This is a genomic window from Pseudarthrobacter sp. DSP2-3-2b1 (assembly GCF_049895945.1).
Classification (GTDB): Bacteria; Actinomycetota; Actinomycetes; order Actinomycetales; family Micrococcaceae; genus Arthrobacter.
In genome coordinates this window covers 489,605-514,541 of sequence record NZ_JAFCTI010000002.1, presented here as the reverse complement: position 1 = coordinate 514,541, position 24,937 = coordinate 489,605, and the positions used below count along the sequence as shown (strand labels likewise).

Genomic DNA, 24,937 nt, shown 5'->3' with positions numbered 1-24,937 from the left:
AGATTGCGTGAGGGGACTCACGGGGTGGTGCAAGCGCCGTCTGCTCCGCCGACGCCTGGGACGAAAGCGCCCTTGCCTGCCACCTGGCACTGGATGTTGCTGAAGGCTTCATTAAGCGTGCCGCCCAAAAGACCTACGGCGACGATGATGACGACGGCGATAAGGGCGACCATGATGCCGTATTCGACGGCCGTGGCGCCCTTTTCGTTGCGCTGGAGGCGGACTGAGAGGTTCGTGTAGAGAGAAAGCATTTGAGACTCCTGAGCGAGTGGGGGAAGCTGGCCCTGCACCAGCTCAATCACGAAGTTAGCAAGGCTTGATGCCCTGTTGACGGAATCTTGCAGCACCCTGCGTAAAGGCTCACTTGGCCGTCCATTTCCTGCGCTTTTCCTTTGCTTACCCTTTGCCAGCGCTGTGAATAGGTGCGCCGGGCACACAAACGGACCCCCTCGGTTCTGGGTGCCGAGGGGGTCCGGTATTTGGGGCGCCGGGTGGCGCTGTCAGTGTGTTCTAGGTGAAGGCCTCAAGAATCTTTATGGCGGCGGGGCCGAGGAGGACCATGAACAGGACCGGGAATATGCATAGGAGGAGGGGGAAAAGTACCTTGACTGGCAGTTTCATTGCCTTTTCCTCGGCTCGCTGACGCCGCTTTACCCTGGCCTGTTTGGCCTGCGCTCGGAGTACTCTGGCTATTCCGATTCCGTATTTATCTGCCTGTACCACTGCTCTGACGAAGCTGCGGAGATCTTGAACGGATGAACGATCCGCCATCGCTTGGTATGCTTCTTGGCGCGGGCGACCCACCTGAATATCTTGGAGCGTTCGCACGAGTTCCTGCGCCAGCGGGCCACCACCGTTGCCTCCAGCTCTTGCCATGGCGGCTTCAAAGCCGAGCCCGGCCTCCACCGAGATCAACATCTGATCCAGAGTATTGGGCAGCTCCTGCTCCATCTCTTTTTGGCGCTTAGTCCCTTTGTTGTAGATCAACAGGTCGGGTAGAAAGTATAAGAGTGCTGTGAGGAAGAGTCCCAGGGCAATGTTTTGGGCCGTTGGAGATTTGGAAAAGAGGATCAGGCCGAAAATCACCCCAGCCAGTGCCAGGAGAGGCTTTGCAATGACCACCCTTTCCAGCGGCATCGAAGTCGGCCGCCCGGCCAGTGACAGCCATCTGTCGAGTTTGGCTTCATAACCGGTCGGCGTGAGTCTCTTGGAAAAGTCCAGAAGGAGTGGGGCGCGCCGTGCCGCGACGCTCCCTTCCTGGGCGAATCCTTGGGACAGGTTGTTTTGAACGGCCAGAAGTGCTTTCCGGTCTGAACTAACAAACGCCCAGATGAGATAAGACGAAGGCACTACGACGAGTGAAATGAGTAGCCAGGCAATTGGAGTCATGACGATTCCCTTAGAACTTGATCTTTACGGTGCGGCTCATCCAGAACCCGCCAACCGCGAACATTAGCAGGCCTCCCACGAGCATCAAGAGGCCGATTGGATGCTCCACGAAGACGTTGAGGTAGCCCGGATTGATGATTGCGAGGATGAACGCGACCCCAACTGGCATGGCCATCAATACGTAGGCCGACATCTTTCCTTCGGCACTCAAGGATCGAATCTGGCCCTTAATCTCATTGCGTTCACGAATGGTTCCTGCTACTTGGTCAAGTACTTCAGCGAGATCACCGCCGACTTCGCGGTTGATCTGGATCGCCTGCGAAATCCACCGAAAGTCTTCGCTGTCCATGCGATCGGCAACGTCTTCGAATGCTTGATTTGCGTCTTTGCCGATCCGCGTTTCGTTGACGATGCGCAAGAGTTCCTCTGAAGTAGGGGCATCAGCTTCTTGGGCTGCTGCTTCGACTGATCGCAGAACACTATGCCCGACGCGCAGACCACCAATGAGCATCTGGATCGTGTCTGTCAACTGAGCTTCAAACTTGGCCCGCCGCCTGTCCCTCAGCGCACTGAGCCCGACTTTTACTAGGAATGGCGTCGCGCCGCCTAGCATGATGCCGATTATGGGATGTGTCAGCAAGGCGCCAAAGGCGCCAAAAAGGATGGATGAAACGGCAACAGCTACTGTGAAGTCGGCAGGCGCCATCTTCACGCCCGCATTGTAGAGCACTTCTCGGTTGTATGGTCCTCCGGAATCACCGATGACACTGTCCACTGCCGTGACGGCAGTTTGCGACATTTTCGACATGGTGGACTTGTCCGTTTGCGTAGTCGGGCGCCTGCGCTCGGCGGGAATTGACCCGTACTGGGGCCTGAAGACGACAAAGATGACTAAAACAAGGGCAACGAGGCAAAGCGCAACAGCCACGATAAATACCAGAGGTGTGTCCACCGTTATCGCCTCCCCAAAGACACTGATGCAGCCCCGAATATCGTGGGAGAGACCCCAATCCCAAGCTCAGAGAATCGGTCAAGGAATCGTGGGCGGATGCCCGTGGGAACTGGCTTCCCCAGGAAACGACCCTGAGCGTCCACTCCCGCGGAGTAGTCGAACAGAAACGCATCCTGCAGTGTTACGACCTCGCCTTCCATCCCTTGCACTTCCGTGACATGGGTGACCCGGCGGCTTCCGTCGCGCAGACGGGTGACCTGGACGATCAGGTCCACGGCTGAGGAAACTTGCTCGCGAATGGCGCGAAGCGGCAGGTCCATCCCAGCCATTAGGACGAGGGTTTCCAGACGTGCAATAGCATCTCTGGGCGAGTTGGCGTGGACCGTCGACAACGATCCGTCGTGGCCGGTGTTCATTGCCTGGAGCATGTCCAGACACTCTCCACCACGAACCTCACCGACGATGATCCGGTCCGGCCTCATGCGAAGGGAGTTGCGGACAAGATCGCGTATGGCGATGGCGCCTTTGCCCTCAATATTGGGCGGGCGACTTTCCAAGCGGACCACATGTTCTTGTTGCATCTGCAGTTCGACGGCGTCTTCTATGGTCACAATGCGGTCATCCTCAGGGATGAAGGAGGACAGTACGTTCAGCAGGGTCGTTTTGCCCGTGCCCGTTCCGCCCGAAACGATGACGTTCAGGCGCGCCCGCACACACGCGCTGAGTAACTCGGCCATTTCCGGGGTGAGAGAACCCCAATCAATCAGATTCTGAACAGTCAAGGGCACATGACTGAACTTTCTTATGGTGAGAGAAGGTCCGTTAACAGCAAGCGGGGGAATGATCGCGTTGACGCGAGAACCGTCCTCCAGACGGGCATCCACCAAGGGCGAGCTTTCGTCGATTCGGCGACCCACGCGGGACACAATTCGCTCGATGACGGTCCTGAGGTGATCATCTGAGCTGAACCGCCCGCCGGTCAGTGTGAGACGCCCGTTGCGTTCTACGTAGATTTGATCAAATCTGTTGACCATAATTTCTGTGACGGACGGATCTTCTAGGAGCCGCTGCAGCGGACCATACCCCATTACCTCGTCCGCAATTTCGCGGATAAGCCGCCGGCGTTCTTCCGGTGATAATGGAACTTGTTCCTGGTCGATGACTGTGGAGAGTTCTTCAACGGCAGTGGCGCGGAGACTTTCTTCCGAGGACGCCGTATCACCAAAACGGGTACCCATACGTTCGAACAGGGCTTGAGCAGCCCGCTGCTTGAGCCCTGCAAGGGCGTCGACAGCAGGCGATGCAGGGGCGCTGCCTGAGGACAACGGCGTCGAGAGCACGGCACGAACCGGAGAAGGTGACAGGGGTGCTGCCCCCGGCGGTGCTATCGAAGGCTCCGGGTCGGAGCCCACTTGTGGTGAATCCGCGACCCTGCTGTTTGACCTGGAAAGACGATCTGAAAGTTTCACGAGACAACCACCCGTCGGTGCAGTTTATTGTGCGCGGAAGCAACCCATTGGGGATCGAATCGATCCACCAACTTCTTCAGCCCTTTCGTAGATGAATCTCTCATACCGCTCTGGAGTACAGGGACGCCACGGTTGGTCGAGAAAGGAAGGGTACGAGAACGGGGGATTACTGCGTCAATCGGTACGCCAATTGTTGCCTCAACGTCCTGTACAGAAATCCCGCTCTTGCGATCTGCAAAATTCAGCACGGTGTGACGGCCTTGCGGCAGGAGCTGAAGTTCCCTTAAGACACCGAAACACTTGTGGAGGCCGCGAATAGATGGCACGTCCATTCCGCATACCCAAACTCCGTCAGTAGCCTGCTCCAGGGTGGCCAGACAATGTTCGCCGAGTCCAGGTGCCGTGTCTACGATTACGTACTTGAATTCACTGGCGAGTTGAGTGAGGAGTCGGCTGACGTGGTCCGCAGTTATGTAGTCTGACTCGGCTGGCGTCCTGGGTCCACACAATGCATAGATCCCTGCAGGATGAACCGTAAGGAAAGCCTTCAACACCATGGAGTCCTGTGCCGCAGCGCCGTGGACTGCATCAGTGATCGAGTGCTCTGGCTCCAGCAGGAGACCCGAAGCTACATCCCCGAACTGAAGATCCAAGTCGACGATCACTACGCTCATCGGGGCTACTTTGCCCAAGCCGATGGCCAAGTTCGTCGCTATGGTGGTCTTGCCGACGCCTCCCTTCGGCGACATCACCGCTATCACCCTTCCCCGGTCCTGGCCCCCTTCTGCTGCTGGACTCATTCCGCGGCGCCGGCTCGCAGATGCAAGGCAGGCCCGTTCCAGAAGCACACGAAGGTCGTTAACCCCGATCTCGGACGTGACTACGTCCCTAATTCCCGAATGCATGGCACGTAGCACCAACTCCGGACTAGGCTCTGCTATGAGTAGCAGACTGATCTCGGGATACTGCAGATCGAAAACAGTTGCTAGTTTCAAGGCTTCGTCAGGGGCGACTCCCGGGCCCAGGATAAGTACTTCCGGCGGTGCCCCGCTGAGTTGCTTGAACACATCGTCGGGTCCACCTGACAGTATCTCGGGAGAAAGCGTCTGCAGCTCACCATGAAGCGCCCCCACGACGGCTTGACGAACACGTCCCTCAAAGTCACGTACGGCCGTGATGGCTACGAAGCGGCTCATCAGTACAGCCCACCGAAGGTTGTAACAGGCGGATCACTTTTTGCCGTGGTGTCGGTTTGCTTGGCGAGCCAGAGGGTACCAAACTCAGCGCCAAAGACCATCTTGGCGGCGTCCGCATCACTCCTAGCGACCGTTATAAATGCTGAGCCGTTCGGCATCTCGACGGACTTATCCGTGGAGCTTGAGCCTGAGTTACTTGTTGTTTCAGGGGCAGCCTTCTGGACGGCGGTAACAAGGACGTCGTGGAAAAGCAGTCCGGTGGACTGACTCCAGCCCCTGATCTCGGCGGGTACTGTCGAATCGGCGGGGAGCGCGGCGTCGCTCTCAAATGATGAGTAGACAGTGACGGTATCACCGGCCTCAATCCGGCCTCCCATGATTCGCTCTGGGCTGAGGAGGAACGTTAGCTCTTCCAGGCCGTCCGGTACAGGGACAGTTCCCGGCTGCAGATCGCGCGGATCGACGAGACGGACGGCGAGCAGTTGCTCTCCAGGCTCAAGGCCGGCCGCAGTGACTTTCCCGTCCTGCCCATCCAAACTTTGAAGAGCGCCGTCAGGCACTGCCGACTTCGGCAACGCCTCCGCGCGTACCTTGCCCGCCAGATCCGCGGTCTTTGTCCCTGCAGGAACGCGTTCCGTGACTACAAGAACATTCACGGGTTCGAGCCCAGCCTGAGCGCGGGCTGCCGCGCCTTGTACATAAACGAAGAGGAGAATCGCTCCAACTACTGCTAAGAGTAATGCAGCTAGGCCTCCCAGTAGGCGTGATTTCACTTCAGTTGCTCCTTAGTTAGTGACGGGTGAAGTGGTTACTGCTATTTCGATAGCGACACCGACAGTGCACCGAAGTTGGGGCCTCCCGATGGGGCGACTCCTTCCGCGAGGGAAACGTAACGGACGAAGTGGCCCTGGAGCCCGCGGCAGTTCTTGTCGCAGTCGGGCGCAAGATCATCGTCAATTTCAAGCGAGCCGCCGAACTTATAGCCGGTAACCTGAAATGCTGCGAATCCGACGAGGGTATATATGGTCTTGTCACCATTTCCAACTGCTGTGTCGTAGAGGGGGATAAGCGCAGGTTTCTCGAGGATGCCATCGAGGATGGCGTCGCACTCCGCGGCCGTCGGGAAGTGGTTGCCGGGTTGGCCTTTGACTTCAGCGCTTATGTCTATTTCGGCCGAACAGTCACTCGCGATCTGGAGCCAACCGAAGCCACCTGGCATGTATCCGTTGTCGTCGCCGCAGCCCGGGACTTCAGGCGCCTTCTCCTCGTATCTGAGGAGGATACGCGTCCCACTAGGATCGCCGCTGAAGTCGCCTGTTGTATCTAAGTCATGAAGTTGCGCAGGAGTCAGTGACTGCCTGAAGACACATTCACTGACTGTCCAGGGCAATGTGGAACCTTCATCCGGTGGTCCCCAGATGGCCTCCGCCACAGCACCGACGTCTGCGGTGTCTATGCCCAATGCCCTGGCGAAGAAGAGTGAAAAGTGATCCTTTCCCGATCCAGCCTCTCGGGTTTTCGTCTCAACCCGGACGGTATTTGCGTTCGGGAATGTAATTGATGCGATTCCGGTGGAATTATCGTTTGCGTTGCCATTGGCCAGTCCGTTTCCGGTTGCCAGATAGTCGCCGCAGTCGTCTTTTGCGCAATCGCCGGCGATGGCTAGAGCAGAAAAGTCAGCACCATTTTGCACTTGGGCTTTCTCCGAGTACACGGCGCCGACATCGACCGCCAGAGCTGCCATACCAAGGAGCGCCACCATCAGCACGGCGACCATGATGGTTGCCGCGCCCTCTTGGGAGTCTGCACCCTTGCTTGAAGACACTATGTTCGATAGATAACGCCGGGTCAGCCGCCGCATCTCATCACCCCTACGCCGGTCAATTTCAGTGGGAAGATGCCAGGGGCACCGAAGAAACCGGCGTCAAGAAATCCGGTCATGGAAGGCAACTTGACGGTCGTCGTTACACGGACGTCGGAGCCTGAGGAACAGCTGCTTGCATTGTCCGATACTGCAACACCTAGGCCGGCGAGAGAGGGCGCTGCTCCGAGTGCCGTTCCCGGTACGTCCAGGCCTGATTTGTGGTGGTAGATGGCTGCGTGGCGCGCGCCTTCACGGGCCGCCTGAGTCAGGGAGATCTGGACATTAAAGACCCGGCCGAACTCGATGATTCCCATGAGGATCAGCAACAGTAGCGGGAGAAGAATTGCCATCTCGACCGCTACAGCGCCCTTTTCTTTCATACCTGACTTCACGACGGTCTCCCAAGCATATCCAGTAAGAATTTGAGTAGCCCACTTGTGGCTCCGCAGTCGCTGATGGCCCGAGGCAATGGAAGTGATTGGTCGAAGGTTAAGTCCAGAATGAGGACTTCGCCACAGCGCCGACATCGATTACTCCCCAAACCAGGAGTGAATTAGAACGGCGAGAGCGTTGGTAGCGGATTTTCCGCCACCAACGCTCCCGGTGGATTGGTTAGCCGGCGGCAGGGACGGCCGGCAGTTTAGCGGATACACCAGTGAACAGGGCAGCAATCTGCGGGCCGAGGATGATAACCGCACCCATCACGACAACGGCGATGAAAGCGACCATGATGCCGTACTCCACCATCGTTGCGCCCTTCTCCTCACCCTTGAGGCGGCTCTTTACTCCGGAGACAAATGCGATCATTGAGACCATGAGAGAAGTCATTGTATTTTCCTTAATTCGATGAAAGTGATTTTTGTGATGTTTCAACGAATTTCCAGCTGCCCCCATATTTCTTAGCGGTTGCTGGACTTCGCTAAGAAGAGATTGGCATTGCCGGTTCTAGGCAACAATGCGTAGTTGTACTCGACTTTATTGCTGCCTGGTTCAGTGCGTACTTGGAACCCTGGCCTGAGTACTCAGGCGGATCGACTGAAGCACAAGGGACTACTTGGTTTTGCCATAAAGAGTGTGGCTGAAGGTGGCACTTTCGCGTAGGCAGAGCGCTAAACAAAAAGCAGGACGACGCCAATTGCTGCACCGAGCATCGACGGGCCATGAGCTACTTCAGCCTTGCGGTCCCTGCGTCCTATTGCCAGCACAAGCACTGTGACTACGCCGTTGAGTATGAAACCCAGAAGCCCGCCGTAAAGCAGTTGGCCCCAACCTAAGTACCCCAAGTAGAGGCCCACTGGAGCGGCGAGCTTAGCGTCGCCCATTCCAAGGCCAGCCGGGGAAATTAACGCCAAAATCAGGTAGATGACGAAGAGAATTACGGCGCCGGCGATTGCCCGCAAGAGAGTGGACCACCCTTGCCCGCCGACTGCGGCTGCGAAGAGGCAGGTCAGCCCTCCTGCTAACAGGGACAGAACCAGGGGATTGGGCAATAAATGGAGCAATATGTCAATTCGGGCCAGCTGCACGCTGAGGACGGCCAGGAGTATGAACGCTGGCAGGGAAGGCTCGGCGCCGAACCGGAGTGCGAAGGCGGCGAAGAGAATGGCGGTGACCGCCGCCGTCGTGATTCTGACTCGCATGGTCGGCAACGGACCGACGCGGGGTAGGAGCCTGGCGATGAGGAGCTCGGTTAAGGGTGAAAAAATTACACCCACGAGCCCGACGATAGTTACGAACAGTGGTCCGGCTGAGTCAACGTTGTCCCATGAAGTCACTGCGTCCCCCTGCATCGTCAGGCCGGCTTACCCGCGAAAGACTGTCCGGCTCACCCATTTTGACCCTGGGGCCCGGTTCAAGCTAGCATTGGTAGTCGTTGTGCGTGTCCTTTCTCGATGATGCGTGCCCGCTTGAGAATCCGGTTGCAGGATAACTACTCAACGTGCACATTCGGGACTCTAGGATGACTGGTTACATAGAGCCCTCACCTCTGTTCCGGTAGCGCATAGATAGTAGGTGCACACCTTAAGTGACGCCTAAACAAGAACGCCAGAACAAGAACGAGGCAAAAACCGTGCGTACGTACACCCCGAAGCCCGGCGATATCAACCGCCAGTGGCACGTCATTGACGCCACAGACGTTGTCCTTGGTCGTCTCGCGAGCCAGACCGCAATCCTGCTGCGCGGCAAGCACAAGGCCACCTTTGCGTCCCACATGGACATGGGCGACTTCGTCATCATCATCAACGCCGAGAAGGTAGCCCTGACCGGCGCCAAGCTGGAGCAGAAGCGCGCATACCGCCACTCCGGTTACCCGGGAGGCCTGACCTCCGTCAATTACGCGGAACTCCTGGAATCCAACCCGGTCCGCGCCGTTGAGAAGGCCATCAAGGGCATGCTCCCCAAGAACTCCCTCGCTGCACAGCAACTGGGCAAGCTGAAGGTATACCGCGGTGCAGAGCACCCGCACGCCGCCCAGCAGCCCAAGACTTTCGAAATCACCCAGGTCGCCCAGTAGTCCTGGCCACCAAACAACTTATCTATACAAGGAGAATCGTGGCTCAGAACGAAGAGACCACCGAAGCCGTTGAGGCTGAGGAAACCCTGACCAGCTACACCTCTGAAAGCGGAGCTGCTGAAGCTGCTGCGCCGAAGAAGGAGCGCCCGGCACTGACCGTTGCCGGCGCAGCTGTTGGCCGCCGCAAGGAAGCTGTTGCCCGCGTCCGCGTTGTACCGGGTTCCGGCAAGTGGACCATCAACGGCCGCGCGCTGGACAACTACTTCCCGAACAAACTGCACCAGCAGGACGTCAACGAGCCCTTCAAGATCCTTGATCTTGACGGCGCCTACGACGTCATCGCCCGTATCCACGGTGGCGGCATCTCCGGCCAGGCCGGCGCCCTGCGCCTCGGCATCGCCCGTTCACTGAACGAGATCGACATCGAGAACAACCGTGCCATCCTGAAGAAGGCCGGTTACCTGTCTCGTGACGCCCGCGTCATCGAGCGCAAGAAGGCCGGTCTAAAGAAGGCCCGTAAGGCTCAGCAGTACTCCAAGCGCTAAACCCGCTTACGCAGAAGCCCGTCCCGCCATTGGCGGGACGGGCTTCTGCCTTTAACCGCCCTGTTGCTAGGTAAATGAGTCTCCCGACCGATCCCTGACCAGTCGTTTCAAGTTCATATGGACTCATCCCCTAGACTTGACCGGTGTCTAGATTATTTGGAACTGATGGTGTCCGGGGTCTTGCAAACGGCCTGTTGACGGCGGAACTGGCGATGCAGCTGGCCCAGGCGGCCGCCGTCGTGCTTGGTCACGACCGCAATACGAACGGCACCAGGCCCCGCGCCGTGGTGGCGCGCGACCCCCGCGCGAGCGGGGAATTCATCGCCGCCGCCGTCGAGGCCGGGCTTTCCAGCTCGGGGATCGACGTCTACGACGCCGGCGTCCTCCCGACGCCCGCAGCGGCCTACCTCGTGGCCGACCTCGACGCAGACTTCGGCGTCATGATCTCGGCCTCGCACAACCCCGCTCCGGACAACGGCATCAAGTTCTTTGCCCGCGGTGGCCAGAAACTCCCCGACGACGTGGAGGATGCCATCGAGGCACAGATGGGCGGTGAGCCCGTACGCCCTGTTGGCGCTGACGTCGGCCGCATCCAGCGCTTCTCCGACGCCGAGGACCGCTATGTCGTGCACCTCCTCAGCACGCTCCCGCACCGGCTCGACGGCATCAAGGTGGTCCTGGACTGCGCGCACGGCGCCGCCAGCGGCTGCTCGCCTCAGGTCTTTAATGACGCCGGCGCTGAAGTCATCGTGATTGGCGCCGACCCTGACGGGCACAACATCAATGATGGTGTTGGCTCCACCCACCTTGGTCCGCTCAAGGAGGCCGTCGTCAAGCACGGAGCCGACTTGGGCATCGCCCATGATGGAGACGCCGATCGCTGCCTCGCCGTGGACCACGAGGGCAACGAGGTGGACGGCGACCAGATTATGGCCATCCTCGCTGTGGCACTGAAAGCATCCGGCAAGCTGGTCGACGACGTCCTAGTGGCGACCGTCATGAGCAACCTCGGCCTCAAGATCGCCCTCCGCGAAGCGGGCATCAGCATCCGGGAAACGGCCGTGGGGGACCGCTACGTCCTGGAAGGTATGCGTGACGGCGGATTCAACCTCGGTGGCGAACAGTCCGGCCACGTGATCTTCGCCGATTACGCCACCACCGGCGACGGAGTCCTCACCGGCCTCCAGCTCGCAGCGCAGATCGCCAAGACCGGGCGGCCGCTCAAGCAGCTTGCCACTGTGATGACCAAGCTCCCGCAGGTGCTCATCAACGTCAAGGGTGTCGACCGCAGCCGTGTTCACGATTCCGACGTCCTGGCGCAGGCCGTAGCCGTCGCAGAAGCCGAACTGGGGGCGACTGGACGTGTCCTGCTCCGCCCGTCCGGTACAGAGCCCGTGGTGAGGGTCATGGTCGAGGCTGCCTCGTACGAGACCGCTGAGTCCGTCGCGGAACGCCTGGCCCAGGTGGTCCGCACTGAGCTCGCGCTGGAGCTAGTCGCGGACTGACAGCGATAACAGTACAACCAAAAACTCGCGACATCATGCGGGACGAGAGTCGCTTATCGTGTGACCTTACGGGACGAGGCCCGGGCAGCGCCCCTAAGGGAGCGTCCCCGGGGAGGCGGTACTTGCAGCAGCCTGGTCAGAACAGGCCGGGAACGAACCGCTTAGTTCGCAGCTTGTATGCTGCATATTCGGGTAAGTTCTCCTCGAGTAGCAGCTCCTCCTGGGTTGCTCGGTAGGCCTGAATTGCGCCCAGTGCCAAAAGGATTACCCACTTTACCAACGTGGGACTGAAGCACACCGCGCCGGTAAGAGTCACCATCTCTCCGACGTAAAGGGGGTTGCGGATTAGCCGATAGGGACCGTGCTGCACGAGCGTTCTTACTTGGGGTTCCACGCCGAAACTCTTACCGAGCGTCATCAAGGACAAGACAGTGAAGGACATTCCCAATGCCATGAGCCCTACGGCAAAAAGAGCTAATCCCTCGGAAACTTCCGATCCGCCAGCATATGCGAACAGGAAGGGCAGGAATGTGCCCACATAGGCTGCGGCCGTGGGCGCAATCCGTCCGTTCCGGGCACTTGCAGGGTTCCTTGTGAGAAGGAAGTAGACCAGCATGAAATAAAAGACGGTCAGTAACACTTGGTATGTCAGGTGCAACGCTGTGACGAGGACAGAAGCCGACGCGAGATTTCCACCCGTAAATAGTGCGATCATCGTCGACAATAACAATAGTGCCATGACGGGGACCAGAATCACCCGTTCAATGTCAATTGATCTGAGCTGCGCGCGAACCTTCATCTACAAATATCCTTCCAGAGAGTTGCAGACCCATCCAAGAAATCCGCAGTCGCTATTCCGCGCTTCCCCGGTTGAGGTCGCGGTGCAATGAGCCTAATAGGCTTCAGGGAATCATCAGGGGAGACGCGCCTTAGTACAGAGCGCAGGCTGAAGCCGGATTGTCCAAAGATTTCGCGCTGAAAGGTGCTGGACTGGCAGCGCGGTTTGGTGCAGTTCATAAGTTTTTGTATCCCCCATTGCGTAATCATTCGGTGGGGTGGGGGACGATGTCAATGGAAAGCCCGAAATAAACAAGTGTGGCCCGCCTCCGTCAGGAAGCGGGCCACACTGAGTTGGTGCCGGTAGAGCCTAGCGGGAACGGTTCTGCAGCGAGTCGCGGATCTCGGTGAGCAGGGCGATCTGCGGATCTTCGTCCGCTTCTTCCTTGGTATCCGGGTTGATGCCGAGCCGGCGGTTCCGGAGTTCGATCATGTGGTTCATCGGCATGATGACCACGAAGTAGATGGCAGCGGCCACCAGCAGGAACGAAATGATGGAGGAGATGACGGATCCATACATGAATCCCTCCCACTGCATTTCTTCAATGCCCTTGGCATTGAACAGACGGCCGATCAGCGGTGTGAGCAGGCCCTCGACAATTGAGGTCACGACGGCGCCGAAAGCGGCACCCATCACGACGGCGACGGCAAGGTCTACGACGTTGCCCTTCATGATGAAATTCTTGAATCCTGTCAACATAGAACCAAGCTAGCGCACTAAAGTGAGCCGCATATGGCTGTGGTGTAAATTCCTGGGGCGTGTCGGGAACTAAGCAGGCGTAGCTTTCGTTCATTGGTGCAGCCCTAAAGTCACCGGTTTTGCTGGTAACCCCAGTCGAGGGCATCGTGAACGCAACGGGGACTGAAGCCGGGATGGTCCGCCGTCAGCCGTTCCACCTGTTGGTCTGTTTCCGCAGGAGTCCACGCGTACCGGCCACCATCCTGAATGAGCGTCCCTGCCCTGGCTATGGCATCGTCCAGGTCTTCGCGGGAGTACAGGTCGCCGAGTGTTTCGTGGATTGGGATAGCACCCAGAAACTGCGACTTTGAATAGCGCCAGTTGAAGTACAGCAGGGCAAACGTGCCGTCAAGAACGCCAGCGGACCGGGCCGATTCGATGCGTTCCTTGCGACGCCGCTCTTCGCCGTCCCGGAGGCCCTGGATCATCAACGTTCCGTAGGCAAGAGCCTTGCGGTAAGTATCGTGCGAGAAACCCGGAGCATCAGCACTCATTCGGCTGAGGACAGACTCACGTTTTTCGCCATCCGCGTGGGCCCGTCCATAGGTGGACGCATTGAACCCGAGCCTGTCTGCCCGGGTTTCCAGATCCTCCAGCTCAGCCGCCCGCGCCTCCGGGAACAGCTCACGGACAGACAGCTTCATGTGCTGGTGCATCGACAGCGTGGCGCGCCTGCGGTTGTGCAGGACGATGACGAAGACAGCTTCGGGCAGTTCCAGCCCCCAGGAATCCTCTAACGTTTGCCTGCGGATCGATGCCTCAGCCTGCTCTAGCTGGCTGTGATAGTTGGGCAGCCTGGATGCCCCGGGGTAACCGAACGAAGATAGCGTGTATGACTGGTCTTGGCCGCCGGCCAGGTCTTTGACGACAAAAAAGCCGTCGGGGTAAGTCAACCCGTCGTACCACCGGCCGTAGACGAGCAAGGCTTCAGCGGCGAGGCGATGGGCGGGGACAAGCTCCGCTTCCGCCAGCGTTGATGCCTTGAGTTGGCTGTTCGTCGCGAATCTGCTCTCGCCAACTGCCCTGATGTGAACATGGACCTGCTCCAGTCCCGATTCATGGTCCACCGTGTGCTGACTGAACGCCACAATGGGGATCGAACGGTCCTGCCAGGTCAGCAGAAAGAGGTCCTGGCCTGTCTGGGCGGAGCCGTTGACCAGTTGCAGCCGGGCGTCCCGGTCATGATCGATGACGTGGCGCTGCCCGTGATAAGCGCTGTAGCCAGAGTGCTTCTCAACCGTGAACATGTTCCCCCTGATCTGCGGCCGGATCTACCCGCCAATAAATGCATCATAGGGGTAACCGTCACGGATACCCCGGCGCTGCTTCCACCCCGAAGTATTCCTCCACGGTGCTGATGCCGCGGTTCGCCATGTCGGTGGCTGCCTCCACTCCGATGAACCGCAGGTGCCACGGCTCGTAGTAGTAGCCGGTGATCGGGTGGAACATCCACGGGTACCGCACCACGAACCCGAAGCGGTGGCCGTTCGCCTTCGCCCACACCGCTGCCGGCTGGTCGGCGAAGCAGGGCTGGAAGCCGCACGCCCCGCCGCCGTCGCCAATGTCGAAGGCCCACCCCGTCTGGTGCTCCGAGTAGCCGGGCCGGGCGCTGGACGTGTCGGCGTCTGCTTGGCCGCGGGCCGCCACGTAGCCGTTGTACGTGGCCACTTGCGTGCCGTACGAGCGGTAGCCGCTCGCCAGGGTCATGACCACGCCGTCCCGCGCAGCGGCGGCGAACATCGCTTCCGCGGCAGCCGCCGTCGTGCTGTTCAGGAGGGCAGCCTCACCGGACACCGCCAGCCGGACGTTGGGCTGGACCAAATCCGCCGGAACGTACTCACCCGGGACCAGCGGCCGGTGTTTGTTGACCACCAGCCAGGGGCTGGCCGGATCCGTCAGCGAGAACTGCCGCGGCAGCGCTGCCGACGGCGATGCGGGGGCCGGTGCAGGCGGCTCAACTGCCGCCGTCGTACTTTCCACCGGAACCGGCGAGGGGGAGGGAGACGCGGAAGTCACCGCGGGGGATGCGGATAAAGAAGCGGACGACGACGGCGCCACCGCCGGAGGCTCCGCAGGCGTGCACGCCGCCAGCACAGTCAGCCCGGCACCCGCGGCGAGGAAACGGGCGAAGGAGCGGCGGCTCGACCCGGACGGAAGAGGATCCGAAGCGCAGTCGTGGCACATCTGGGTTAAACCTTCCGCAGGAGCATGCGGCGGATGGAGTGGTCCCCGTCCTTGGTCAGCACCAGCTGCGCACGTCCGCGGGTGGGGAGGACGTTCTCCTCCAGGTTGGGCTCGTTGATGCGCTTCCAGATATCCCGGGCGGTGCGCTCGGCCTCGGTGGGGGAAAGCGTGGCGTAGCGGTGGAAGTAGGACTCCGGCTGCGCGAACGCCGTGCTCTGGAGCTTGCGGAACCGCTCCACGTACCACTCCTCAATGTAGGAGGTCTTGGCGTCCACATAGATGGAGAAGTCGAAGAAATCGCTCAGCGCCAGCCCCTGCCGGCCGTCGTGGCGGGGACGCGCGGGAGCCAGCACGTTCAGGCCCTCCACGATCAGCACGTCCGGTCGGCGCACCACCACTTCCTTGTCCGGAACGATGTCGTACGTGACGTGGTCGTACCAGGGCGCCCGGACTTCCTCGGCACCGCCTTTGATTTCGCTCACAAAACGCAGCAGGGCACGCCGGTCATAGGACTCCGGGAAACCCTTGCGTTCCAGCAGCTGGCGGCGTTTGAGCTCGGCCAGGGGGTAGAGGAAGCCGTCGGTGGTGATCAGCTCAACGTTGGGGGTGCCGGGCCAGCGCCGCAGCATCTCCCGGAGCACACGGGCAATGGTGGACTTTCCCACCGCAACTGATCCTGCAACGCCGATCACAAAGGGGGTGCGCTGGGTCTGCTCGCCCAGGAACGTGGTGGTGGCCGAATGGAGCTGACCTGCGGCTTCAACGTAAAGGTGCAGCAGGCGGGACAGCGGAAGGTAGACCTCGCGGATCTCCTTCATGTCCAGGGGATCGCCGAGGCCACGCAGGCGGACGATGTCCTCTTCGTTAAGGGGCTGCTCCATCTGGGCAGCCAGCCGGGACCAGGTTTGCCGGTCCAGCTCCACGAACGGAGAGACGCCCTCGCCGTTCGCGTCGTTGCGTTGCACAGTCACTATAGAGATTCTGCCCCGCCCGCGGCCTAGAGCGAAATGGGGCGCCGCCGGTTTAGATCTCAACCCGGCTGCCGATAAGCTGGAGCGCATGTGTGGAATCGTTGGATATGTGGGCCACGCTGATGGCCGTGTTAATGCCGGTCACAGTGCGCTGGATGTTGTCCTTGAGGGATTGCGCCGCCTGGAGTACCGGGGCTACGACTCTGCGGGGGTGGCGGTGGTATCCCAGGGTGCCATCGAATCCCGGAAGAAGTCAGGGAAGCTGAGCAACCTCCTGGCCGAACTGGAGGAGCGCCCGCTGCCGGATACGGTCACCGGAATCGGGCACACCCGCTGGGCCACGCACGGCGGCCCCACTGACCAGAACGCGCACCCGCACCTGTCCGACGGCGGCAAGCTCGCTCTGATCCACAACGGCATCATCGAGAACTTTGCCGAGCTCAAACTTGAGCTCGTGGAGAAGGGCTACGCCTTCGAGTCCGAGACGGACACCGAGGTTGCAGCCGTGCTGCTCGGCGACATCTTCCGCACCAAACTCAACGGTGACACGTCCGACGGCGGCCTGACCACTGCAATGCAGCTCGCCTGCCAGCGCCTTGAGGGTGCTTTCACCCTCCTCGCTGTGCACGCCGACCAGCCCGATGTTGTGGTTGCCGCCCGCCGCAACTCACCGCTGGTGGTTGGCCTGGGCGAGGGCGAGAACTTCCTCGGCTCCGACGTCTCCGGGTTCATTGACTACACCCGGCGCGCGGTGGAGCTGGGCCAGGACCAGATCGTTACCATCACCGCGGACACCGTGGAGATCACCGACTTCTTCGGCGCCCCAGCCCAGGGCAAGGAATACCACGTTGACTGGGACCCGGAATCCGCTGAGAAGGGCGGCTTCCCGTCCTTCATGGAGAAGGAAATCCACGACCAGCCCGACGCCGTGCTGCAGACCCTCCTGGGCCGCTCCGACGTCAACGGCAAGCTGACCCTGGACGAGCTCCGGATCGACCCGGAACTGCTCAAGCACGTGGACAAGATCATTGTCCTGGCCTGCGGCACGTCAGCGTACGCCGGACAGGTGGCCAAATACGCCATCGAGCGCTGGTGCCGGATCGCCACCGAGGTGGAGCTCTCCCACGAGTTCCGCTACCGGGACCCGATCGTCGACGAGAACACGCTGATCGTTTCCATCTCGCAGTCCGGCGAGACCATGGACACCCTGATGGCCGTCCGCTACGCCAAGGAACAGGGCGCCAAGACGGTCTCCATCTGCAACACCAACGGCTCCACCATCCCGCGTGAATCCGACGCCGTGCTCTACACGCACGCCGGTCCCGAAATAGCCGTCGCCTCCACCAAGGCATTCCTGGCGCAGATCACCGCTGCCTACCTGCTGGGCCTCTACCTGGCACAGCTGCGCGGCAACATCTTCCAGGGCGAGATCAAGGACATCCTGGCGGACCTAAACAAGATCCCGGCCAAGATCCAGACGATCCTCGACAACGAGGACCAGATCAAGGACCTCGGCGTGGCCATGAAGGACGCCAAATCCGTGCTGTTCCTGGGCCGCCATGTCGGCTTCCCGGTGGCCATGGAAGGCGCGCTCAAACTCAAAGAGCTCGCCTACATCCACGCCGAGGGCTTTGCGGCCGGTGAACTCAAGCACGGCCCCATCGCCCTGATCGAGGAAGGCCAGCCCGTCTTCGTGGTGGTCCCCTCACCCCGCGGCCGGGACTCGCTGCACGCCAAGGTTGTCTCCAACATCCAGGAAGTCCGGGCCCGCGGCGCCAAGACCATTGTGATCGCCGAAGAGGGCGACGAAGCGGTCAAGGCCTACGCCGAGCACGTCTTCTACATCCCGGAGACCCCCACCCTGCTGGCCCCGCTGCTCAGCACGGTCCCGCTGCAGATCTTCGCCCTGGCCCTCGCCTCGGCCAAGGGCTACGACGTGGACCAGCCGCGCAACCTCGCCAAGAGCGTCACCGTAGAATAACCAGCCTCGCTGGTCCGCTTTCGCTGCTTCGGCCCGTACCCGACGTTTCCAAACGTCGGGTGCGGGCCGAAGCCGTGTCAACGCTGTTGTGTCACGGGGGATGCAAAGCGTCACCGTAGAATAGCGCCATGATTGTTGGCATTGGCGTAGACGTTGTAGACATCGAGCGGTTCGGCCGCCAGCTTGAGCGCACCCCCGGGCTCCGGGACCGGCTGTTTGTGCCCGCGGAACGTGAGTTGAACATCCGTTCCCTTGCCGCCCGGTTCGCTGCCAAGGAAGCGGTGGCCAAGGTCCTCGGCGCCCCGGCCGGCATGAACTGGCAGGACTGCTGGATCGGGCTGGACCAGAACGGCCCCACCGTCCAGATCAAGGGCACCGTGCTGGCAGTCGCCGAATCAAAGGGCGTCAAGCGCTGGCACCTGTCCATCAGCCACGACGGCGGGATCGCCACGGCCACCGTCCTGGCCGAAGGCTGAGCCTCCCACGCGTAGCAATCCGGAGCCTCCGACGGATCTGACATGATCAGCGCCTACACCGGAACCCAGGTCAGGGCGGCCGAACAGCCGCTCCTGGCCGCCGGCATGGGCGCTGTCCTGATGCAGCGTGCCTCCCACGGCCTCGCCAACGCGGTGGTCCGCGAGCTTCAGGCCCGTGGCCAGCGCACGTACGGCGCCAGCGTTGCTGTCCTCGCCGGCAAAGGCAACAACGGGGGAGACGGCCTCTTCGCCGCGTCCTTTCTGGCCGCCAGGGGAATGCTTACGACGGCGGTACTCACCGGGGACGCGGCCCACCCCGAGGCTCTGGCTGCTTTTGAGCGCGCCGGCGGGCGCGTCCATCACCTCACTGACTCCAACGCCACCCAGCTGGCCGCTGACGTGGCGGGCGCCGGCGTCGTACTGGATGCTGTCCTGGGGACGGGCGCCCAGGGCGGGCTGCGGGGACCGGCTGCCGCCCTGATGACTGCGCTCTCAGCGCATCGCTTGGCTTCCGGCCGGCCGGCGATAGTGGTGGCCTGCGACATCCCCAGCGGTGTTGATGCCGACACCGGCGAAGCCCATGAGCCGGTGTTGTCCGCGGACCTGACAGTGACCTTCGGTGCAGCCAAAGTGGGGCTCCTGGCGGATCCGGGAGCCGATCATGCCGGCCGCGTCATCGTAGTGCCCATCGGCATCGAGGACGAACTGCCGTGGCCCGCCCTGCGCCGGTTAGAACAGCTGGACCTTGCCCGGCTGCTGCCCCGGCCGGGACGGCGCTCCCACAAGTATTCGCGCGGCGTCCTGGGCGTCGTGGCAGGATCGGCTGACTATCCGGGGGCAGCCGTGCTGGCCTGCCGTGGCGCGTTGGCCGCCGGCGTGGGAATGGTCCGCTATCTGGGCCCGCCGGAGGTGGCTGATCTGGTGCGGCAGTCCTGCCCAGAGGTGGTCTGCAGCACCGGCTCGGTTGCGGAGAGCCGCGTCCAGGCTTGGCTGGTGGGTTCGGGCATGGGCCCAGGGGACTACGAACAGCTCAGACGCGCCAACGACGCCGTCGAATCGGGGCTTCCCGTAATTGCGGACGCCGGTGCCATCCCCGCCCTGCCCGACGTCCTGGCCCCGCAGGTGGTGCTCACCCCGCACGCCGGCGAACTGGCGTCCCTGCTGCAGCGACTCGGCTTGTCCCCGGACAGCCCCGACTTCGATCCCGCGCCGGACCGCCCGGGAGTGGAGGCGGCCACGCTGAACTGGGTCCGGCACGCCGCGGTGCAGACCGAAGCCACCGTGCTGTTAAAGGGCGCCACCACCCTGGTGGCTTCGCCCTTCCAGGATTTCTACAGCCAGGCTGACGGCACGCCGTGGCTGGCCACCGCCGGCAGCGGGGACGTCCTGGCCGGGATCATCGGTGCGCTGCTCGCGCAGCTGGGTTCCGACGTCGGGCGCTTCCGTGACGCCGGCATCGATCCGGACGAGCGCTGGGCAGCGATTGCCGCCATGGGAGCCAGTCTCCACGGCCTCGCCGGGGCAGCCGCCTCCCGCGGCGGACCGCTCAGCGCAGGCGGAATTGCGGACGCCATACCAGAGGTCTGGAGTAAAGTCAGCATGCTTAGTAAACAGATGGTTCGGAAACGTAATAGTCACACCCACCCGTTACGGTAGGGATAAGCCCTGAATCGGCAGGGAAGGCCATGCCTTCATGCCTGCCGTTGAACAACAATGAGGAGCACTATGGAAATCTGGCCCGGATCGGCTTATCCGCTTGGCGCCACCTTTGACGGAACCGGCACAAACTTCGCCCTGTTCAGCGAGCACGCTGAAGGAGTCGAGCTGTGCCTCTTCGACGAGGAGGGCGTGGAAACACGGTTCCCGCTCGACGAAGTGGACGGCTATGTATGGCATGGCTACATCCCGCAGGTCCAGCCCGGCCAGAAGTATGGTTACCGGGTCCACGGTCCCTACGATCCTGCTTCCGGAGCCAGGTTCAACCCGAACAAGCTCCTCCTTGACCCGTATGCCAAGGCCGTGCACGGGCAGGTGGACTGGGACCCCTCACTGTTCTCCTACAACCTTGGCGAGCCTGACTCCGTCAACAACGAGGACTCCGCGTCCCACATGATGATGGGCGTGGTCATCAACCCGTTCTTCGACTGGGACGGCGACCACAACCTCCGGGTCCCGTACCACAAGTCGGTTATTTACGAGGCCCACGTCAAGGGCCTCACGGCGCTCCACCCCGAAGTCCCCGAGGAGCAGCGCGGCACCTACGCAGGCGTGGCGCACCCGTCAGTCATCTCTCACCTGCAGAAGCTCGGCGTCACGGCCATCGAACTGATGCCCGTGCACCAGTTCGTCAACGACGGCACGCTGCAGGACCAGGGCCTGAACAACTACTGGGGTTACAACACCATCGGGTTCTTCGCACCGCAGAACACCTACAGCTCCACCGGTGACACCGGCCAGCAGGTCCAGGACTTCAAGGCAATGGTCCGCTCGCTGCACCGTGCCGGCATCGAAGTGATCCTGGACGTGGTCTACAACCACACCGCAGAAGGCAACCACCTGGGTCCCACCCTGTCCTTCAAGGGCATCGACAACGCCTCCTACTACCGGCTGATGGAGGGGGACGAGAAGCACTACATGGACTACACCGGTACGGGCAACTCGCTCAACGTCCGCCAGCCGCACTCCCTGCAGCTGCTCATGGACTCGCTCCGGTACTGGGTCACCGAGATGCACGTGGACGGGTTCCGCTTTGACCTCGCCTCCGCCTTGGCCCGCGAGTTCTACGATGTGGACAAGCTGTCCACCTTCTTCGAACTCATCCAGCAGGACCCGGTAGTGTCCCAGGTCAAGCTGATCGCCGAGCCGTGGGACGTTGGCCCCGGCGGCTACCAGGTGGGCAACTTCCCGCCGCAGTGGACCGAGTGGAACGGCAAGTACCGCGACACAGTCCGCGACTTCTGGCGCGGCGAGCCGGCCACGCTGGGCGAATTCGCCTCACGCATCACCGGCTCTGCAGACTTGTACGAGCACTCAGGCCGCCGCCCCGTGGCGTCCATCAACTTCGTCACCGCCCACGACGGCTTCACGCTGGCGGACCTCGTGTCCTATAACGAGAAGCACAACGACGCCAACGGCGAAGGCAACAACGACGGCGAATCCCACAACCGGTCCTGGAACTGCGGGGAGGAAGGCCCCACCGACGATCCCACCGTCCTTGGCCTGCGTGCCCGCCAGCAGCGCAACTTCATCGCCTCGCTCCTCCTCTCCCAGGGCGTCCCCATGCTCCTGCACGGCGACGAACTGGGCCGCACGCAGCTGGGCAACAACAACGGCTACTGCCAGGACTCGGAGCTCACCTGGATCAACTGGGAGAACATTGACCAGCCCCTGGTTGAGTTCACGGCTGCGGTCAACGCACTCCGCGCCAAGCACCCCACCTTCCGCCGGAGCAGGTTCTTCGACGGGCGCCCCGTCCTGCGAGGCGAGGGCGAGCGGTTGCCGGACATCGTATGGCTCAACCCCGATGGCGAGACCATGAAGCCGGACGCCTGGGACAGCGGCTTCGGCCGGTCCGTCGGAGTGTTCCTCAACGGTGACGGCATCCAGGGCAAGGACACCCGCGGCCGCCGGATCACCGACGTGAACTTCGTGATGTTCTTCAATGCCCACGACGACATGGTGAACTTCACCCTGCCTTCGGACGAGTACGCTCCCGCCTGGGACATCATCATCGACACCGCGGGCCACAATGCGGACACCGAGCCGGTCAAGGCCGGCGAGGCCCTGGCAGTGGACGCGAAGTCGATGGTGGTGCTCCGTGCCCACAGCGTCCCCGATGTTGAGCCCGACCACTCTGTTGCCGCGTCGCTTGCTGCACTGACCCAGACCACCACCAGTGAAACGGAATCACTCAGCTCGCCCATGATCGCGGAACCGGGGCAGACCACCAAAGTGGGACAACGCAAGAAGAAGGACGACGGCAAGTGAGGGTCCCCGCCTCCACGTACCGGCTGCAGATCCGCAGCAGCTTCACGCTCTTTGACGCTGCTGCAAGGGTTCCGTACCTGAAGTCGCTGGGGGCGGACTGGGTGTACCTCTCACCCATCCTGACGGCGGAACAGGGGTCCGATCACGGCTATGACGTCACGGACCCCTCCGCCGTGGACCCGGAGCGCGGCGGGCCTGAGGGCCTGCTCGCGCTGTCCGAGGCCGCCCGCGAACATGGCATGGGCGTGCTGGTGGACATCGTGCCCAACCACGTGGGCGTGGCATCGCCTGCCCAGAACCCGTGGTGGTGGTCGTTGCTCCGCGAAGGGCAGGGCTCGCCGTATGCTGACGCGTTCGACGTCGACTGGGACTTCGGCGGCGGCCGCATCCGTCTGCCCATTCTCGGTTCGGATGAGGACCTGGAGAAGCTGGAGGTCAAGGACGGCGAACTGCACTACTACGACCACCGCTTCCCGCTGGCGGACGGCTCCTACTCGGACGGCGACTCACCGCAGGCCGTGCACAGCCGCCAGCACTACGAGCTGGTCTCGTGGCGCCGCGCTGACAGCGAGCTGAACTACCGGCGGTTCTTCGCCGTCAGCACGCTCGCCGGCATCCGCGTGGAGGACCCCCGGGTCTTTGACGAGGCCCACTCCGAGGTTGCCCGCTGGTTCAGTGAAGGGCTGGTGGACGGCCTGCGTGTGGACCACCCGGATGGCCTGGCTGATCCTGAAGGGTACCTGCGCCGGCTCAAGGAGATCAGCGGCGGAGCCTACGTCCTGGTGGAGAAGATCCTGGAACCGGGGGAGGAGCTTCCGGCCGAGTTCGACTGCGAAGGGACCACCGGTTACGACGCCCTGGCGGACCTCGACCGTGTGCTGGTTGATCCCGCAGGCGAGGCGCCGCTGAGTGCACTGGACGCGGAGCTTCGCGGCACCACCGAACCGGCCGACTATGCGGCAATGATCCTTGGTACCAAACGCGCCATCGCTGACGGGATCCTCCGCGCGGAGGTCCTGCGCCTGGCACGCCTGGTGCCCGCAGACGCCGGCCTGTCCGGAGACGCGGCTGCCGACGCCATCGCCCAGATCATTGCGGCTTTCCCGGTCTACCGCACCTACCTGCCCACGGGCGAAGACATCTTGCGCGAAGCCTGCGTGGTGGCGTCCAAGTCCCGGCCCGATCTTTCCGACACGGTGGACGTGCTGCTGCCGCTGCTGCTCAAGCCCGAGACCGAGCTTGGCCGGCGGTTCCAGCAGACCTCCGGAATGGTCATGGCCAAGGGCGTTGAGGACACGGCGTTCTACCGCTACACCCGGCTGGGAACCCTCACCGAAGTGGGTGCGGATCCGGTGGAGTTCTCGCTGTCCGTGGAGGAATTCCACGGGCGGATGCAGAAACGCCAGGCCGAGATTCCGCTGTCCATGACCACGCTGAGCACCCACGACACCAAGCGCAGCGAGGACGCCCGGGCGCGGATCTCTGTCACCGCCGAGCGCGTCCCGGAATGGACCAGCACGCTGAACGCGCTCCGCGCTGCGGCCCCCATCCCGGACGGCCCGTTCTCCACGCTGCTCTGGCAGGCCGTGGTAGGGGCCTGGCCCGCCAGCCGTGAGCGGTTGCGCGGCTACGCCGAGAAGGCTGCCCGGGAAGCCGGTAACTCCACCACGTGGACGGACCCGGACGAAGAGTTCGAAGCAGCTGTCATGAAGGCCGTGGACGCGGCATTTGATGACCCGGCTGTCAACGCCCTCGTGGTGGACTTTGTGAATGCGGTTTCGCCCTACGGTGCTGCCAACTCGCTGTCTCTGAAGTTGCTCCAGCTGACCATGCCGGGGGTTCCGGACGTCTACCAGGGCACCGAGTTCTGGGAGCGGTCACTGACCGATCCGGACAACCGGCGGCCGTTCGACTTTGGTGCGCGCGAATCTGCCCTGGCCGAGCTGGATAAGGGTGTGCTGCCTGCCGACTTCCAGGATGAGGTCACCAAACTGCTGGTCACCTCCCGTGCCCTGCGCCTCCGCCGGGACCGGCCGGAGCTCTTCCAGGGGTATCACCCGGTGGCGGCATCAGGTGCCGCTGCTGACCATCTCGTGGCTTTCGATCGGGGCGCCGTCAGCGGAACAGGTGCCGTAACTCTCGCAACCCGGCTTCCCTTCGGACTGGAACAGTCCGGCGGCTGGCGGGACACCGCTGTCGAACTTTCCACCGCTTTCCGGGACGAACTCACCGGGCGGACGTATGGCCCGGGACAAGTCCCGGTGGTCGACATTTTGCAGTCTTACCCTGTGGCGCTGCTGGTGCCCGTGAACGGAGAGAACGCGTGA

General features: G+C 61.9%; 23 protein-coding genes. 8 read left to right on the top strand and 15 right to left on the bottom strand.

Going from position 1 to position 24,937, the window contains the following annotated elements; all coding sequences use genetic code 11:
- Positions 1-17: 17 nt before the first annotated feature.
- The 10 genes from ACP7AX_RS04930 to ACP7AX_RS04885 form a co-directional block, all read right to left on the bottom strand.
- Positions 18-251 carry a Flp family type IVb pilin gene (locus ACP7AX_RS04930; protein WP_426225609.1) on the bottom strand — a complete coding sequence of 78 codons (234 nt, stop codon included), beginning with the start codon at positions 249-251 and terminating at the stop codon, positions 18-20.
- A 259-nt stretch (positions 252-510) separates the two neighbouring features.
- The gene (locus tag ACP7AX_RS04925) at positions 511-1,389 is read right to left on the bottom strand and encodes a type II secretion system F family protein (protein WP_426225608.1); all 879 of its coding nucleotides are present in this window, start codon (positions 1,387-1,389) and stop codon (positions 511-513) included.
- A 10-nt stretch (positions 1,390-1,399) separates the two neighbouring features.
- The gene (locus tag ACP7AX_RS04920) at positions 1,400-2,341 is read right to left on the bottom strand and encodes a type II secretion system F family protein (RefSeq protein ID WP_426225607.1); all 942 of its coding nucleotides are present in this window, start codon (positions 2,339-2,341) and stop codon (positions 1,400-1,402) included.
- A gap of 2 nt (positions 2,342-2,343) precedes the next feature.
- Positions 2,344-3,810, bottom strand: coding sequence for a CpaF family protein (locus ACP7AX_RS04915; RefSeq protein WP_426225606.1), 1,467 nt, complete (start codon positions 3,808-3,810; stop codon positions 2,344-2,346).
- Entirely contained in the window at positions 3,807-5,006 is a 1,200-nt protein-coding gene (locus ACP7AX_RS04910; protein ID WP_426225605.1) for an AAA family ATPase, read from the bottom strand. The genes ACP7AX_RS04915 and ACP7AX_RS04910 overlap by 4 nt, the downstream gene beginning before the upstream one ends.
- Entirely contained in the window at positions 5,006-5,779 is a 774-nt protein-coding gene (gene cpaB / locus ACP7AX_RS04905) for a Flp pilus assembly protein CpaB (RefSeq protein WP_426225604.1), read from the bottom strand. Before cpaB ends, ACP7AX_RS04910 begins: the two co-directional genes overlap by 1 nt.
- Positions 5,780-5,820: 41 nt before the next feature.
- Entirely contained in the window at positions 5,821-6,867 is a 1,047-nt protein-coding gene (locus ACP7AX_RS04900; RefSeq protein ID WP_426225603.1) for a pilus assembly protein TadG-related protein, read from the bottom strand.
- Positions 6,855-7,397: a TadE/TadG family type IV pilus assembly protein gene (locus ACP7AX_RS04895; protein WP_426225602.1), complete on the bottom strand. Its 543-nt coding sequence runs from the start codon at positions 7,395-7,397 to the stop codon at positions 6,855-6,857. Before ACP7AX_RS04895 ends, ACP7AX_RS04900 begins: the two co-directional genes overlap by 13 nt.
- Positions 7,398-7,482: 85 nt before the next feature.
- Positions 7,483-7,698 (bottom strand): Flp family type IVb pilin, encoded by a 216-nt coding sequence (locus tag ACP7AX_RS04890; RefSeq protein ID WP_426225601.1) that lies wholly within the window; start codon positions 7,696-7,698, stop codon positions 7,483-7,485.
- Positions 7,699-7,979: 281 nt separating this feature from the next.
- Positions 7,980-8,645 carry a prepilin peptidase gene (locus tag ACP7AX_RS04885; protein WP_426225600.1) on the bottom strand — a complete coding sequence of 222 codons (666 nt, stop codon included), beginning with the start codon at positions 8,643-8,645 and terminating at the stop codon, positions 7,980-7,982.
- Positions 8,646-8,941: 296 nt separating this feature from the next.
- Here ACP7AX_RS04885 and rplM point away from each other — a divergent pair, with 296 nt between their 5' ends.
- The 3 genes from rplM to glmM all read left to right on the top strand — a co-directional run bounded on the left by rplM (position 8,942) and on the right by glmM (position 11,435).
- On the top strand, positions 8,942-9,385 hold the full coding sequence (gene rplM / locus ACP7AX_RS04880) for a 50S ribosomal protein L13 (protein WP_015937805.1): 444 nt from the start codon (positions 8,942-8,944) through the stop codon (positions 9,383-9,385).
- A 38-nt stretch (positions 9,386-9,423) separates the two neighbouring features.
- On the top strand, positions 9,424-9,930 hold the full coding sequence (gene rpsI / locus ACP7AX_RS04875; RefSeq protein WP_131682862.1) for a 30S ribosomal protein S9: 507 nt from the start codon (positions 9,424-9,426) through the stop codon (positions 9,928-9,930).
- A 143-nt stretch (positions 9,931-10,073) separates the two neighbouring features.
- The gene (glmM, locus tag ACP7AX_RS04870) at positions 10,074-11,435 is read left to right on the top strand and encodes a phosphoglucosamine mutase (protein ID WP_426225599.1); all 1,362 of its coding nucleotides are present in this window, start codon (positions 10,074-10,076) and stop codon (positions 11,433-11,435) included.
- Positions 11,436-11,571: 136 nt separating this feature from the next.
- Here glmM and ACP7AX_RS04865 read toward each other — a convergent pair whose 3' ends face one another.
- The 5 genes from ACP7AX_RS04865 to coaA all read right to left on the bottom strand — a co-directional run bounded on the left by ACP7AX_RS04865 (position 11,572) and on the right by coaA (position 16,166).
- Positions 11,572-12,234: a methyltransferase family protein gene (locus ACP7AX_RS04865; protein WP_426225598.1), complete on the bottom strand. Its 663-nt coding sequence runs from the start codon at positions 12,232-12,234 to the stop codon at positions 11,572-11,574.
- A 348-nt stretch (positions 12,235-12,582) separates the two neighbouring features.
- On the bottom strand, positions 12,583-12,972 hold the full coding sequence (gene mscL, locus ACP7AX_RS04860) for a large conductance mechanosensitive channel protein MscL (protein ID WP_426225597.1): 390 nt from the start codon (positions 12,970-12,972) through the stop codon (positions 12,583-12,585).
- Between the two features lie 110 nt (positions 12,973-13,082).
- Entirely contained in the window at positions 13,083-14,258 is a 1,176-nt protein-coding gene (locus tag ACP7AX_RS04855) for a hypothetical protein (protein WP_426225596.1), read from the bottom strand.
- Positions 14,259-14,316: 58 nt separating this feature from the next.
- A complete protein-coding gene (locus ACP7AX_RS04850; RefSeq protein ID WP_426225595.1) occupies positions 14,317-15,195 on the bottom strand; it encodes a M15 family metallopeptidase in 879 nt (292 codons plus the stop codon).
- Positions 15,196-15,200: 5 nt separating this feature from the next.
- Positions 15,201-16,166, bottom strand: coding sequence for a type I pantothenate kinase (gene coaA / locus ACP7AX_RS04845; protein WP_426225594.1), 966 nt, complete (start codon positions 16,164-16,166; stop codon positions 15,201-15,203).
- 88 nt (positions 16,167-16,254) lie between these two features.
- Here coaA and glmS point away from each other — a divergent pair, with 88 nt between their 5' ends.
- From glmS to treY, 5 genes are all read left to right on the top strand, one after another.
- On the top strand, positions 16,255-18,147 hold the full coding sequence (glmS, locus tag ACP7AX_RS04840; protein ID WP_426225593.1) for a glutamine--fructose-6-phosphate transaminase (isomerizing): 1,893 nt from the start codon (positions 16,255-16,257) through the stop codon (positions 18,145-18,147).
- Between the two features lie 128 nt (positions 18,148-18,275).
- Positions 18,276-18,623, top strand: coding sequence for a holo-ACP synthase (locus ACP7AX_RS04835; protein WP_426225592.1), 348 nt, complete (start codon positions 18,276-18,278; stop codon positions 18,621-18,623).
- 42 nt (positions 18,624-18,665) lie between these two features.
- Positions 18,666-20,279 carry an NAD(P)H-hydrate epimerase gene (locus tag ACP7AX_RS04830; protein WP_426225591.1) on the top strand — a complete coding sequence of 538 codons (1,614 nt, stop codon included), beginning with the start codon at positions 18,666-18,668 and terminating at the stop codon, positions 20,277-20,279.
- Positions 20,280-20,348: 69 nt separating this feature from the next.
- Positions 20,349-22,610 (top strand): glycogen debranching protein GlgX, encoded by a 2,262-nt coding sequence (gene glgX, locus ACP7AX_RS04825; protein ID WP_426225590.1) that lies wholly within the window; start codon positions 20,349-20,351, stop codon positions 22,608-22,610.
- Positions 22,607-24,937 carry a malto-oligosyltrehalose synthase gene (gene treY / locus ACP7AX_RS04820; protein ID WP_426225589.1) on the top strand — a complete coding sequence of 777 codons (2,331 nt, stop codon included), beginning with the start codon at positions 22,607-22,609 and terminating at the stop codon, positions 24,935-24,937. The genes glgX and treY overlap by 4 nt, the downstream gene beginning before the upstream one ends.

What these genes read in the sequence shown, in the direction of transcription:
- ACP7AX_RS04930 (WP_426225609.1), bottom strand. Translation starts at nt 251, where the DNA reads ATGCTTTCTCTCTACACGAACCTCTCAGTCCGCCTCCAGCGCAACGAA.
- ACP7AX_RS04925 (WP_426225608.1), bottom strand. Translation starts at nt 1,389, where the DNA reads ATGACTCCAATTGCCTGGCTACTCATTTCACTCGTCGTAGTGCCTTCG.
- ACP7AX_RS04910 (WP_426225605.1), bottom strand. Translation starts at nt 5,006, where the DNA reads ATGAGCCGCTTCGTAGCCATCACGGCCGTACGTGACTTTGAGGGACGT.
- ACP7AX_RS04900 (WP_426225603.1), bottom strand. Translation starts at nt 6,867, where the DNA reads ATGCGGCGGCTGACCCGGCGTTATCTATCGAACATAGTGTCTTCAAGC.
- ACP7AX_RS04895 (WP_426225602.1), bottom strand. Translation starts at nt 7,397, where the DNA reads ATGTCGGCGCTGTGGCGAAGTCCTCATTCTGGACTTAACCTTCGACCA.
- ACP7AX_RS04890 (WP_426225601.1), bottom strand. Translation starts at nt 7,698, where the DNA reads ATGACTTCTCTCATGGTCTCAATGATCGCATTTGTCTCCGGAGTAAAG.
- ACP7AX_RS04865 (WP_426225598.1), bottom strand. Translation starts at nt 12,234, where the DNA reads ATGAAGGTTCGCGCGCAGCTCAGATCAATTGACATTGAACGGGTGATT.
- mscL (WP_426225597.1), bottom strand. Translation starts at nt 12,972, where the DNA reads ATGTTGACAGGATTCAAGAATTTCATCATGAAGGGCAACGTCGTAGAC.
- ACP7AX_RS04855 (WP_426225596.1), bottom strand. Translation starts at nt 14,258, where the DNA reads ATGTTCACGGTTGAGAAGCACTCTGGCTACAGCGCTTATCACGGGCAG.
- ACP7AX_RS04850 (WP_426225595.1), bottom strand. Translation starts at nt 15,195, where the DNA reads ATGTGCCACGACTGCGCTTCGGATCCTCTTCCGTCCGGGTCGAGCCGC.
- glmS (WP_426225593.1), top strand. Translation starts at nt 16,255, where the DNA reads ATGTGTGGAATCGTTGGATATGTGGGCCACGCTGATGGCCGTGTTAAT.
- ACP7AX_RS04835 (WP_426225592.1), top strand. Translation starts at nt 18,276, where the DNA reads ATGATTGTTGGCATTGGCGTAGACGTTGTAGACATCGAGCGGTTCGGC.
- ACP7AX_RS04830 (WP_426225591.1), top strand. Translation starts at nt 18,666, where the DNA reads ATGATCAGCGCCTACACCGGAACCCAGGTCAGGGCGGCCGAACAGCCG.
- glgX (WP_426225590.1), top strand. Translation starts at nt 20,349, where the DNA reads ATGGAAATCTGGCCCGGATCGGCTTATCCGCTTGGCGCCACCTTTGAC.